The 13,169-nt window shown below is 34.3% G+C and carries 16 protein-coding genes and 1 other RNA gene; 14 read left to right on the top strand and 3 right to left on the bottom strand.

The genetic code is table 11. The features are described from left to right. The first annotated feature begins 59 nt into the window (after positions 1–59). The 14 genes from ONI09_RS05820 (at position 60) to ispG (ending at position 8,954) form a co-directional block, all read left to right on the top strand. Positions 60–800 carry a riboflavin synthase gene (locus tag ONI09_RS05820; RefSeq protein WP_264705558.1) on the top strand — a complete coding sequence of 247 codons (741 nt, stop codon included), beginning with the start codon at positions 60–62 and terminating at the stop codon, positions 798–800. Positions 801–857: 57 nt separating this feature from the next. After that, the gene (locus tag ONI09_RS05815; protein WP_265013940.1) at positions 858–1,448 is read left to right on the top strand and encodes a CvpA family protein; all 591 of its coding nucleotides are present in this window, start codon (positions 858–860) and stop codon (positions 1,446–1,448) included. Between the two features lie 124 nt (positions 1,449–1,572). Continuing rightward, positions 1,573–1,909: a transfer-messenger RNA gene (gene ssrA / locus ONI09_RS05810) on the top strand. A gap of 23 nt (positions 1,910–1,932) precedes the next feature. Beyond that, the gene (locus tag ONI09_RS05805; RefSeq protein WP_006279412.1) at positions 1,933–2,370 is read left to right on the top strand and encodes a ClpXP protease specificity-enhancing factor SspB; all 438 of its coding nucleotides are present in this window, start codon (positions 1,933–1,935) and stop codon (positions 2,368–2,370) included. Between the two features lie 200 nt (positions 2,371–2,570). Then, complete coding sequence (locus ONI09_RS05800) at positions 2,571–2,789, top strand: hypothetical protein (RefSeq protein WP_265013939.1); 219 nt, start codon at positions 2,571–2,573, stop codon at positions 2,787–2,789. Beyond that, positions 2,770–3,063 (top strand): type II toxin-antitoxin system RelE family toxin, encoded by a 294-nt coding sequence (locus ONI09_RS05795; RefSeq protein ID WP_320109957.1) that lies wholly within the window; start codon positions 2,770–2,772, stop codon positions 3,061–3,063. Before ONI09_RS05800 ends, ONI09_RS05795 begins: the two co-directional genes overlap by 20 nt. Before the next feature lie 97 nt (positions 3,064–3,160). Beyond that, a complete protein-coding gene (locus ONI09_RS05790) occupies positions 3,161–3,382 on the top strand; it encodes a hypothetical protein (RefSeq protein ID WP_265013938.1) in 222 nt (73 codons plus the stop codon). Beyond that, positions 3,373–3,648, top strand: a complete 276-nt coding sequence (locus ONI09_RS05785; RefSeq protein WP_015588829.1) for a type II toxin-antitoxin system RelE family toxin — start codon at positions 3,373–3,375, stop codon at positions 3,646–3,648. The genes ONI09_RS05790 and ONI09_RS05785 overlap by 10 nt, the downstream gene beginning before the upstream one ends. Positions 3,649–3,819: 171 nt before the next feature. Then, entirely contained in the window at positions 3,820–4,098 is a 279-nt protein-coding gene (locus tag ONI09_RS05780) for a YggT family protein (RefSeq protein WP_006279515.1), read from the top strand. After that, positions 4,099–6,213 carry an FtsK/SpoIIIE family DNA translocase gene (locus ONI09_RS05775; RefSeq protein ID WP_265013937.1) on the top strand — a complete coding sequence of 705 codons (2,115 nt, stop codon included), beginning with the start codon at positions 4,099–4,101 and terminating at the stop codon, positions 6,211–6,213. It abuts the gene before it with no gap. Between the two features lie 171 nt (positions 6,214–6,384). After that, positions 6,385–6,618: a hypothetical protein gene (locus ONI09_RS05770; RefSeq protein WP_265013936.1), complete on the top strand. Its 234-nt coding sequence runs from the start codon at positions 6,385–6,387 to the stop codon at positions 6,616–6,618. Next, the gene (locus tag ONI09_RS05765; protein WP_265013935.1) at positions 6,594–6,848 is read left to right on the top strand and encodes a hypothetical protein; all 255 of its coding nucleotides are present in this window, start codon (positions 6,594–6,596) and stop codon (positions 6,846–6,848) included. The genes ONI09_RS05770 and ONI09_RS05765 overlap by 25 nt, the downstream gene beginning before the upstream one ends. 188 nt (positions 6,849–7,036) lie before the next feature. Continuing rightward, positions 7,037–7,657, top strand: coding sequence for a TRP75-related protein (locus ONI09_RS05760; protein ID WP_065094679.1), 621 nt, complete (start codon positions 7,037–7,039; stop codon positions 7,655–7,657). Positions 7,658–7,673: 16 nt separating this feature from the next. Beyond that, positions 7,674–8,954, top strand: coding sequence for a flavodoxin-dependent (E)-4-hydroxy-3-methylbut-2-enyl-diphosphate synthase (ispG, locus tag ONI09_RS05755; RefSeq protein ID WP_265013934.1), 1,281 nt, complete (start codon positions 7,674–7,676; stop codon positions 8,952–8,954). 14 nt (positions 8,955–8,968) lie between these two features. Here ispG and ONI09_RS05750 read toward each other — a convergent pair whose 3' ends face one another. From ONI09_RS05750 to gyrB, 3 genes are all read right to left on the bottom strand, one after another. Beyond that, entirely contained in the window at positions 8,969–9,439 is a 471-nt protein-coding gene (locus tag ONI09_RS05750; protein ID WP_265013933.1) for a hypothetical protein, read from the bottom strand. Between the two features lie 150 nt (positions 9,440–9,589). Next, positions 9,590–10,546 (bottom strand): IS5 family transposase, encoded by a 957-nt coding sequence (locus tag ONI09_RS05745; protein ID WP_253303014.1) that lies wholly within the window; start codon positions 10,544–10,546, stop codon positions 9,590–9,592. A 197-nt stretch (positions 10,547–10,743) separates the two neighbouring features. Then, positions 10,744–13,131 (bottom strand): DNA topoisomerase (ATP-hydrolyzing) subunit B, encoded by a 2,388-nt coding sequence (gene gyrB, locus ONI09_RS05740; protein ID WP_265013932.1) that lies wholly within the window; start codon positions 13,129–13,131, stop codon positions 10,744–10,746. Positions 13,132–13,169 lie beyond the last annotated feature (38 nt).

The following is a 13,169-nucleotide window of genomic DNA, read 5'->3' as shown; positions in this document are numbered from 1 at the left end:
AAAATGTAAATAAGTTGTCCTAAGAGATCTTTCATGGTAAAATTATTTATTTTCACCATATGTTTAAAGGGATTATTACGGATATTGGAACTATAACTGATACTACCACTCACCCCAACTCTGATCAAATTTTCCATATCAAAACACAAAATTTATCCTCTATAAGTAAAGGAGATTCAATAGCTTGCTCTGGTGCGTGTTTAACTGTTGTTGATATAATGAGCGATATATTTACAGTCCAAGTGTCTCAAGAAACTATGAAGGTTGCTAACTTAAATACGTGGAAAATAGGGAAAAAAATAAACCTAGAACAAGCAATGAGATTAAGTGATAAGATCGATGGCCACCTGGTTCAGGGTCATGTTGATGGGATAGTAAAAATTTTAACAATTAATCAAAATTTAGATTCTCATGAAATCAAGCTATCGTGCTCACAAGAATTAATTAAATTTGTTGCAAAAAAAGGCTCCGTTACACTAAATGGGGTTTCCCTCACAGTGAACTCAGTTATCACCAGACCCCTTTCGAAATTTGTTTGTGGTGAGAAATTTTTAGGAGAAGCACAGGCAAGCACCGCAGAATACTTAAATGTATTTGAGGAGCACAGTCAAGCTTTGACAACAAAATTGCCATCAGAAATCGAATTTCAAAAGGGGTCTGCCGAATTTACAGTAAATATAATTCCCTACACATGGGAAAATACAACTTTTCAGTACAACAAAGTAAATGATTATTTGAATTTAGAAATTGACATGATCGCTAGGTATTTAGATCAATTGATGCAGCATAAATACAATTAATTTTACAACCTTGTTATTTACAACTATTATATCTTGAAAACCATATAGATATAAAACATGCTTTTCGATAGCCTAATTATCTTCATTGTTGTCCTATGCGTAATAATCTCGGTAACTAGAGGCTTTATAAAAGAGCTATGCGCACTAATGTTTCTATTTTTATCGGTCTTTCTGACAGCTAATCACTATGATTTTTTCACTCCAAATTATAGTAAATATTTTGATTCTAAAGTTACACTAAACATACTTTCTACAATCTCTGTATTTATTATACTTAATCTTATATTCATGATAATAAATAACTGGCTAATGTACATATTATCACCCATAAGGTTGGGGTTTATCGATAGAGTTACTGGAATCTTTCTCGGAGTGCTTAAAGGAATATTGCTCTCTTATGTATTATTTTTTGCTGTGCACTTATATTGCTACACAGTATATGACAAAAAAGAGGGAGAGTATAAAATAGAAGCAGAAGACATATTGTCTAATTGGATAATAAATTCACACTCTTATCAGGCTTTATTTGTGACAGCAGAAGAAGTAATTGACATGTATGTACCAGAGTCGTTGATACTAAAAATAAAAGAGATCGGTGGAGAAATGGTTGATCAAGGAAAACCTAAAAACAATAAAAAAGAAGAGTAAATATTTATTTATAAATATTTTCATTGAGAGTATTCAAAAAGCCATATGTGTCAGGTTAAGAGCACAGAATTTTTTACTGGAAATATTAATTTTGTTTTAGCAATAAATCAACTTAAGGTCATAATATCTTGACATTTATTTAATGTTGCTATATAATAGCTATGTACATTTTGTGTACTATAGCAATAAAATTACCTTGTAATAGGTGTATTGGACCCGAGGGCAGTACTCGGCGTCTCCACCATGTTTTTTAATTTATACGGGGACGAATAAGGATCGACATGCATAGTAAAGATGGTAGCTTTGCTCGGTTAGACACCACCGCTAAGAGTTCATAATTTAAATGCAAACGATAACTTTGCTGCTGGTAGTAATGAATGTTGTGTTGCTGCTTAATTTAGCACAATCAATTTATTACTAAAGCACGGTTCAGGGAACGCCGGGTAACAGAAGTTCCCCCAAAATTTACGTATGTGAAAGTTATATGGAGCAAACAGATTACAAAAAACTGCTTAATTCTGCTAAGTTTCAAGTTATCAAAAAGACTTTAGATGTTATATCAGGTAATGGTTTTATCCCTCACTTAGAAATATTATTTTTCACATATTTTAATGGTGTGACCATGCCAGATCGTTTGAAAAAGTCATACCCTACTCAAATGCTTATTATATTACAGCATCAATTCTATGATTTAAAAGTTTCTGAGGATAAATTTAGCGTCAGTTTGAGTTTTCAAGGAAAACAAGAGCGAATTACTATACCGTTTTTTGCTATTAGTGAGTTTCGTGATAAAATTTCAGGAGATGTTTTAATATTTGACAAAATCAGTATCGACTCTGATAAAGAATACAAAAGTGAAAAATGTACTGAAAAACTATCAAACGGTAGTATTATATCCATAGATCAACTGCGTGATGAGTAACTGCTCATCTTTATAAACAAAAAATATTAATAGAAAGAAGTGGTCTAACTTAAGTAATAGAATAGAGGGTAGATAAATATGCTAAATCTTTAATTATTTATTAACGCAGGTGGCAAAATTTTTCTTACATATCATCAACTTCCTTTATTGAAAAATTCAGAAAAATGTTGTATAATTATTAGTAGACTTTGGTAAAACATATGACAGATTCAGGAATTAGTGTAACTTTTGACCCAAAAACTTCACATAACCTTACTAAGTTAGCTGAAATCACCAAGGAGTCCGTTCAAGAACTAGCAAAAAGGTTAGTCATCGAAGGAATCGAGTGCGAAGTAGAAGATATTGCGTTATATAAAACTATTAAGGAATGTGAGGATGTAGACTGGAACACAGTACTATCTGAAAGGGAGAGGACATAAACTGAAATACGATATTGTCTACTCAAAAAACTTTACTGAAAGAGATTTTCTAAATCTTCCAAAAACAATAAGATCAAGGATTACAAAAGCGATAAACGAGCGGCTTACAACTGATCCAATTAAATTTGATAAACCATTACGTGGCAGGCTAAAAGGGTATAGAAGAATAAGGGTTAGTGATTATCGAATTATTTATACTGTAAATATTGCAAAACATAAGGTATTTGTTGCTACAGCAGGACATAGAGACACCATTTATGAGAAGGCTACTTGATAAACATTAAATATATTTTTATACAGCCCTCCTTCCTTCCTTTATTGAAAAATTAAAAAAAATGTTGTATAATTATTAGTGGACTTTGGTAAAACATATGGCAAATTCAGGCATTAACATAGCTCTTAGCGAAGAAACTTTAAAGCATCTTGCTGAATTATCTGAATTTACTAAACAGCCCGTTCAAGAATTAGCAGGAAAACTATTTAGAGAAGCAGTTGAGCTTGAAATGGAGGATTTTTTAGTATCTAAAATTTCTGATGAGCGTGATGTTGAAAATGCAGAAACAGTTGATTTTGAAGATATTAAGTGGGATTAGAGCGTTACAAGGTTAAGTCTCTAAAGAGTGTTGTTGAAAAAGATTTACCAAACCTTCCAAAGACAATAAGGCTAAGAGTTCAAAAGGCTATAAAAGAACGTCTTACAGTTGACCCAATAAATTTTGGTGAACCACTACATCATAACTTAAAAGGATGTAGAAGGCTAAGAGTTGGTGACTATCGTGTAATTTACAGAGTAAATCAATTAGATCATATAGTAACTATCACAGAGATAGGACATAGAGATGATATTTATAAGAAATAAATACCAACATTAATATATATTATACACCCCTCCTTCCTTGTCCATTCTCTACTTTAGGTGGCTTTGCCCAGCTCAAAAAATGAAGTTTTTTTTGGTTCAGCAAAAACAACATTTTGAGTTTGAAAAGGCTAAATACTTGTCTTTTATATAACTTTCGTGTAATAGATATGTATGCATCCAATCATATATCTACTCAATACGTTACTTGATCTTTATAGCTTCATTCTAATATGTTGGGTTGTCCTAAACTGGCTGGTTAAACTTAATATGGTGAACATATATAATGAAACTGTCAGTAGCATAATGCACATCTTGAACCAATTGACATATCCACCACTAAAGATTATTAGAAGATATATACCACCGTTCAACGGATTAGATTTATCTATAATGATATTGCTAATAACAATTCACTTTGTAAAATATACAGTAGCTTACTACTTTAGGTAGATGTTAAAAAAATATCTAAAATCATCAATATATCTATCCCTTTTAATATATATATATATATCAGTTTTTAGCTATAACTATAAAGATCCTTCCTTAAACACGGCTACAAATGAGGAAGTGACAAATTTAGGTGGAATAGTAGGTTCATATTTAGCTGATATATTGGTTCAATTTCTTGGATTAACTAGTGTTACAATAGCTACAACCATAGTTTACTTGTTGATCTTCAGGCCAGCAAAAATACTGCTGAAAATTCTCTATTTAATATTAATCAATTTAGGGGTATGTGCTATATTACCACAACTTTCGCTAGGCATCACAGCAAGGTATAGACACAGTGGAATAATAGGGAATGCACTCGTTAATAACTGCCCGTTTTATGTTTTTGTGATAGTAACATTAATAGGTCTTGTAGGATCTGTTGGTTGGAAGAGAGCAATTTACTCTCTATTCTTCTTATGTAAAAAAATAGCTTGCTTATTTGTAAATGTTCCATTCTTCAGATCACATAAAACTACTGAGTATTCAATTGCACCATTAGTAGTAGAAGAAAAACATAGAACTAAAATCACTACTAAACAACAACCAAAAGAAAGACAGAAAAAAGCTACCGAAGAAATTTTCAGTGAGTTCGAATTTCCAAGCATTCATTTACTTTCCAAAGCAGAGGAGTCTTTGCAGAGAAAACAGCTGAATGAAATGGAGAGCAATAAAAATTTATCTCTGCTGGAACAAGTCCTGAGTGATTTTGGCGTGCAAGGAAAAATTATCAGTGTATGCTATGGGCCGGTTGTGACTTTATACAAACTTGAACCACAAGCTGGTACGAAATCTGCAAGAGTAATTGGCCTTGCAGATGACATTGCACGTTCGATGAGTGCACTCTCTGCACGTATTTCAATAATTCGTGGGCAAAATGCTATGGGAATAGAGTTGCCGAACAAGGAACGGGAAATTGTAATGCTGCGTGATTTGCTTGAATCACCAGAATACCAAAATGCAAACTTAAATCTTCCAATTGCGCTTGGCAAAGAAATAAGTGGAAAACCAGTTATTGCAGATCTAACTAAAATGCCTCACTTGCTCGTTGCTGGAACCACAGGGTCTGGTAAATCAGTTGCGATTAACACTATGATTCTTTCACTCGTTTATCGATTAAGTCCTGACGAATGCAAGATGATAATGATCGACCCCAAAATGCTTGAGCTTTCAATATATGATGCAATACCACATCTAATAACGCCAGTGGTAACAGAGCCAAAAAAGGCTGTAGTCGCTCTTAAGTGGATAGTGAAAGAAATGGAAAACCGCTATCGCATGATGTCGTATTTGAATGTACGCAATGTTATAAACTATAATCAAAAAATCACAGAAGCGATGAATAGTGGAATAGAATTGGAGCGCGTTGTGCAGATTGGCTTTAACTCAACAACAGGCAAACCTCTGTTTGAAAAAATACCAATCAAGATGGAAACATTTCCATATATTGTAGTGATCGTGGATGAAATGGCAGATTTGATGCTTGTTGCCGGCAAAGAAATAGAGTGCTCTATTCAACGCTTAGCTCAGATGGCTCGTGCTGCAGGAATACACATCATAATGGCAACACAACGCCCATCTGTGGATGTGATCACAGGTGTGATAAAGGCGAACTTTCCAACGAGAATCAGTTTTGCTGTTACTTCTAAAATAGATAGCCGTACAATACTTGGCGAACAAGGGGCTGAACAATTGCTCGGCATGGGTGACATGCTCTATATGGCCTCTGGTGGTAAGATCATTCGAGTTCACGGCCCATTTGTAAGTGATAATGAGGTGCAAGATATAGTTGATCATCTGAAAATGCAAGGTGAGCCAAACTACATGGAGGAAATCACTAAAGAAGATGAAAATTCTTCTACAGAATCACACGATGAAACGGAGGATGAAGAAAATGACCTCTATAACCAAGCAGTGGCCATCATTCAAAGAGATCAAAAAGTTTCAACCAGTTACATTCAAAGGCAGCTTAGAATAGGCTATAACAGAGCAGCAAACATCGTTGAGAGAATGGAAAAGGAAGGTATTGTCAGCGCTCCAAATTACTCAGGGAAAAGAGAGATATTGGTTGAATAACAATCTTGTAATACCTTAATTTAAGTTTCCGCACTTTCAAAAAGCAAGTCAAACAAAATGATTAAAAGGTCAATACATAATGACAGTTAATTTAATAATAATTTAAACATTGGGAATGTAAAATTATAATATATTAATTAACTAGGGGGTTAAAATGGTAAAAGGAATTTTGTGCAATTGGTTAGGTGTAACAGAATTGCAAGAAAGTCAAAAATCGATGCTGAGCAGTTTGAAAAAGTTTTTGGTGCATTAAAAGAATGGCAAGAAGCTCAAAAGATAGATGCTGAGCAGTTTGAAAAAGTTTTTAGTGCATTAAAAGACAAGATTGGTACTGAGCAGTTTCAAGGTATGCAAGAGCACTTAAACGGCCTGCAAAAAAAGTGGAAACACTTGCAGAGGCAGTAGCAGATCAAGAAAAAACACTACTAATTTGTACCATAGCCACTGCTGTTGCCGTAATAGCGATAACTAGTTTTGTTGCATTCTGTATCTATCAGGGAGTTAAGTGTGAAAGGGAGAAAGAAAAGAACTTGTCTAAAGATACACCAGACGCAAAACTTAATAATGTAGATGCTACCGATGGTACTAAAAAACTACGGAATGACTTAAAAGTTGACAAACATATAGCTGCATAACACTTTTCTTGAAAAGGTGTTACGCAACTTGTAACACCTTCCTCTTCTCTTAGCCTATGTAGATTTTTTGATAGTAAACATATCACTTTTTAGAAAAATATTTGTATTGTAAAGTTAGTAAAGATTCTGGTTTACTTAAAGTTTGTTAATTGCTATCTTTTAAAACACGATATTTACTATAGCACCATATGCTTAGGATTTTTTCTAAAGTTTTGTTTATATTAATGTTTTTGGTTTCTAGCTTTTTTACTGTGCATAGTGCTGGAGCTAAATCTAAGCTCAGTAAGAGATACATACCTCCTGGTAACCCTGGTGGTGCAAACTTTCATACAGATGAGGATTTTGCTGAGTCATATAAACTGTATGAGAAGCGTAGGGAATTGCTCAAGAAAAAAAAGTCACAAGATCGAGCCATAAATAAAGAAGATCTAATCAAAAAATTAAAAGAGAAAAAAATTGCTAGTCTTGATAATGAGCCAAATGACATGGAAGCGTGCATAGTCGACGATGAAGAGAGCGCTATGATAAATCAGCATGGTATTAATATCGCACGTTTAAAGGGTGCTGTATTTATAGATCAAGAGCCAGTTTCTCAGTATGAAAGTAAGCAGCATGAAAGTGAACAACAAGAAGGGAAGAAAGTTACTTCAACACGAGAAAAGAAAGTTTCTCCTATAAATATCACTATAAAAGAAACTCCTTCAAGAAGAACGTGCTCACATGATTCTATTGCTAATTTGGATAACGTAGATGCTTATAGTTTGAATGGTTCAAGTTCGTTTGGCAGCGTAGCTGACACAGTAAAATAGTATCACAATTAATAATATGCTAGATACAGACCTGATATTGAATGACGATGCATGTGAATTATCGCCAATTTCCGGGCACAAAACTCATGTTGTAGAAGTTGGAAAAGTAAAGATAGGCGGAAATAATCCTGTAGTTGTACAATCTATGGCGCTTGGTGTGCATATAGATTCTGATAATATAAAAAGTAGCGCAAAACATTATGCAAAAGAGATAACAGAACTAGCGCGTACAGGTTCAGAATTGGTGCGAATTGCCTTGAACTCAGAGGAGGTAGCAAGAGCAATACCTTATATAGTAGAAGAGATAAATAAAGAAGGTTTTGACGGTAAAATATTGGTAGGCTGCGGTCAATATGAGCTAGATAAATTAGTTCAAGATTATCCAGACAACATCAAAATGCTGGGTAAAATTAGAATCAATCCAGGCAATATAGGCTTTGGCGACAAACGTGATGAGAAGTTTGAAAGGGTGATAGAGTATGCAATAATGCACGATCTTCCGGTTAGAATTGGGGTAAATTGGGGTAGTCTTGATAAATACCTTTTGCAAAAATTGATGGATGAAAACTCTTCGCTTAGTAATTCAAGGCCTTCTGATGTTATACTGCGCAAAGCACTTGTAATGTCTGCTCTTGATAGTGCAAAAAAAGCTGAAGGAATTGGTCTAAATTCAAACAAAATAATCATTTCATGTAAAGTTAGCAAAGTGCAAGATTTAATTTTAGTTTATATGGCACTTGCAAAATCTTCCAATTATGCGCTGCATTTGGGTTTAACTGAGGCTGGTATGGGCAATAAAGGTGTGGTAAATACCGCAGCAGGGCTTACTTATTTATTGCAAAATGGCATTGGAGATACAATACGGGCTTCTTTGACTCAACGTCCTGGTGAATCGCGCACTAATGAAGTGGTGGTGTGTCAGGAAATATTGCAGTCTATAGGCTTGCGATACTTTAACCCTCAGGTTAATTCATGTCCTGGTTGTGGGCGCACGAGCAGCGATCGTTTTCGTATATTAACTGAAGAAGTGAATGGCTATATAAAAACTCATATGCCGATGTGGAAGAAAAAAAATCCAGGTGTAGAGCATATGAACATTGCTGTTATGGGATGCATAGTAAATGGTCCTGGAGAAAGCAAACACGCAAATTTGGGAATCAGCTTACCTGGATATGGAGAAAAACCTGTTTCAGCAGTCTACAAAAACGGCAAATATTTCAAAACTTTACAAGGTGATAATGTCTCTGAAGAATTTAAGGCAATTATTGATAATTATGTGAAGAAGCATTACACGTAACCTTTCACGGTTAATTATGACCTTACCCATAAATGGAAGAAGATCTGATAGGCTTTCATATACTTAACTTCAATATTAGCTTTTCTTGATCTCTGGTTTCCACCTTTAGTAACTTCTAGAGAAATTTTCTTTTTTACTGGCAGTTGAGTGATGCGTGTTTGCAAATCTGTTTTTCCGACTTCAGTACAGATAAATCTTCTATTAGCTCGATTGCGGATTACATAAAAACTACCTAACGTCTCAGCCACCCATAAAAATTTGAAGATGTCTGCTTCCCTATCACCAAGGGTAACAAGTTGTACAGTTGGAGGAAGGTTGTTTATAGTTTCTTTGAGAGCTGTTATCCACTTGTAACTTTCTTTTTCTTCTATGGAGGTACGGTATTTTCTGTTTGCTTTTTCTTGTGCCGTTTCTTCTTCCCTAATAGAACGCGCCCAACATTGTTGGGAAGATAGACCTAAAGGTAATCCGTCTTTGCTAGGCACTATGCAACAGTAAACCCATTTTATGCTTTGTATAAGCTTTAGAAATACTGCCTAGTCTCTTGGTCTTTATATGAGAGTCAAAATCCAAATAACTGGATTCCAGTGGGCTTTGTTGCATCACACTTTATGAGATGGTGATTTATGGTAAATTCATGTAACTATTTCAAATTTAGCCATACCAATATCAGTGAATTTATTAAGCAAATAGCATTTGATTAGCAGTTCTTTTTCTCGATTTATCTCAGATTTATTCCTAAAACTAAATCCGAATATTTGCTTTAATCTTGAGAAAAACCCTTCAATATAAGATCTTTTCCCATAATTTACTTCTTTTTTCCATTCTTTCATGCCATCTTCACCGTATAATTTTATTAACCTAATAGCAGCATTCCTGTCAGACATATAATCTATTTCTGGATGTTCTGCCGCATTGTTTATTGGTGGAATTTTTGTCTTTATATCATATTTGTTACACAACTTATAAAACTTGTGCCTATCACATGCTCTATCTGCATATAGTGCTTTTATGGCATGCTGAAAATCAACTTCTTTTAGCAAATCACAAGCTCCATAGTGATCAGAGTAGACACCATTACTGTATTTTACAGCTATGGCTTTTTTGTTGTTTATATTCAACATTACGTGCAATTTTCTCGTTTGCTCATAGCCACGATATTTTCTGTCAGTGCTATTTTCCTTGCTGTGACCAGGAGTGTTGTTGTATATACTAATTCCTGTACTGTCTATAGCAATTTCGATATCTTCCATATTATTTTTATCAATTCTGCAATCATTTATCTTAATATTAAGTTTCTTAAACCTTCTTGATGCTTGTGAATAGCTGATAACTGCCAAATCTCTTCCTATTTGTTGCAAGTACCCTTTTATAAACCCGACTGTTTGTCTTAAACCAATTCTAAAGAAACTGACGATTATATGCACCAAAATCACAACTTTATCACTATAAATATAGTTGCCGCCCTGCATTTTTGGACAATTCTCGTACCAATTTTCTATGGCGTCATTGATATAACAAAAAATGCTTCCTCTTTCTTGGAGAAATTTGTTATATTCATGGCAGTTACTGACTCTCATTTTTTGTGGCATATTTTTTCTTCAACAGTTAAATGGCTATTTATAATGAATTTTGTCAGTAACTGCCGGTTCTTTTCACTTGAGCGATGCAACAAAGCCATTCCAGTGTCAAGCACTGAAATGACACCGTTATAAAGGAACCAGTGTCAGCTACTTGAATGACACAGTCTTTGCTTAAACCCGTAACGTTCGTACATTTTGCTAAAAGTTCAAATATCAACATCATGCACGTTGAGTGCATTTCTATTAATAAAATCACGGCGTGGTTCAACTATATCACCCATTAGTATTGAAAATATGGAATCAGCTTCTTCACAATCTTTTATTTCAACCTTTAGTAAAGTTCTAGCCTCAGGATTTAACGTAGTATCCCATAGCTGATCAGCATTCATTTCACCAAGACCTTTAAATCTCTGCAGAGTTAAACCCTTTTTACCATAGTCCATTATTATTTTTGCAAGCGTACTTGGAGAAGTGATTCTTATTTCAGTTTCTTGTGACTTTAAAAATGAATCACCATTAAATAAATTACTTATACCATCAAGCAAACTTAATATGTTTTGCATATCTTTGCCTTCAAGCATACTAAGTGCAAATATATATTTGTCTGCCAATCCTTGAAACAATTTAGAGATATGAATTTCTTTTTCTTCATCTTTTATTTCCACTTCCCAAGTGTATTCGCTGTACATTAACTTCAAATACTTTAATATCTCATCAGCCGATGATAGAGCATTCTTTTTACTTAAAATTAGCAATGACTCTAAGAGATTTTGTGGTATTTCTCTATCATAATTTTTGCTAATATTAGAAGTGCTAACGCATTTATTCAAAATAAGGCGCAAGTTGTGAAATTCTGTAGCTGTACCACTTAGTGTTAATCTTTTAACTGCTGAGTTTATTATATACTCTTCAAAAGTTTCGTCATCTTTAATATAAGTGTCTTTGGCATTCTTTGTAACTTTATAGAGGGGTGGCTGTGCTATGTATAAGTAACCTTTTTCAATAACTTCACGCATATGTCTAAAAAAGAAAGTTAGAATCAAAGTTCTTATATGTGAACCATCAACATCTGCATCTGTCATGATGATAATTTTATGATATCTAGCTTTTTCAATATCGAAGTGTTCACTCCCTATTCCAGCACCAATTGCAGTAATTAAAGAGCCTATTTCTGCAGATGAAAAAATACGATCTAAACTTACACGTTCTACGTTTAGAATTTTTCCTCTTAAGGCAAGCACTGCTTGTGTTTTACGATTACGCCCCTGCTTTGCAGTACCACCTGCTGAATTACCCTCTACTATAAATAATTCCGATAACTCAGGAGCTTTTTCCTGACAATCAGCAAGCTTTCCTGGCAGAGTTGCAATATCAATATTGTTTTTGCTTTTAACTAGCTCGCGCGCTTTTCTTGCAGCTTCTCTTCCTTTTGCTGACCTGATTGCTCTTTCTACTATGCTTGCTGCCAATTTGGGATCAGTTTCAAGGATTGTGCTCAATTTATCAGAAACTATACTTTCTACAACTGCACGTGCTTCAGAACTAACTAGTTTATCTTTTGTTTGTGAAGAAAACTTAGGATCAGGCATCTTAAGAGATAAAACACAAGTTAAACCTTCTCTAACGTCCTCTCCAGTTAAATTTACTTTTGCTTTCTTTAAAAACCCTTCATTAGTTGCATAGGCATTGATACATCTAGTTAGTGCAGATCTAAATCCTGCCAAATGCGTACCACCATCTCGTTGCCGTATATTATTAGTGAAACACAACATATTCTCATAGTAGGAATCATTCCATTCCATCGATATTTCCAAGCTGATGCCAAGATCTTCTGCATCTCCTTTCATACTGGCAATTTTAGTTACATGTGTCTTATTCTTATCTAAATACTGCACAAAATTTGCTGTACCAAAATTGTCTTTAGATTGATTGCTCTGATTGAAATGAGATTCTGTATATGGTTCATTGCGCAGATCACGTAAAGTAATGTCGATATTTGAATTTAAAAATGCTAATTCTCTTATACGACTTTCAAGCGTTGAGTAACTGAAATTAATGCCATTAAAAGTCTCTGTTGATGGCATGAACGTGACTTTAGTTCCTCTTTTGTTTGTATTTTCGTTGACTACCTTTAAAGGTTCAATAGACTCACCATCTTCGAAACGCATAAAGTGTTCTTTCTTATTGCGCCAAATAATTAATTCCAACCAGCTTGATAATGCATTCACAACTGAGATTCCAACACCATGTAATCCCCCAGAAACTTTATAGGTATTGCTGTCAAATTTACCACCAGCATGGAGTTGAGTCATTATTACCTCTGCTGCTGATATTCCTTCTTCTTCATGAATGTCAGTTGGAATGCCACGACCATTATCAGTTACAGATACTGAACCATCTTTATTTATGCTAACTTCAATTTGATCACAATATCCAGCTAAAGATTCATCTATTGCGTTATCAACAACCTCATATACCATGTGGTGCAAGCCAGATCCATCGTCAGTGTCACCAATATACATACCTGGACGTTTCCTTACAGCATCAAGACCCCTTAAGATTTTTATTGCATCGGCATTATAACTATTTTCCATGGTATTGCTTCGTTTATGAATGTTAATTAATATTACAT

Source organism: Wolbachia endosymbiont of Drosophila pseudotakahashii (assembly GCF_026015925.1).
Lineage (GTDB): Bacteria > Pseudomonadota > Alphaproteobacteria > Rickettsiales > Anaplasmataceae > Wolbachia > Wolbachia pipientis.
The sequence above is the reverse complement of the archived record's forward strand: the minus strand, read 5'-3'. Positions and strand labels throughout refer to the sequence as shown.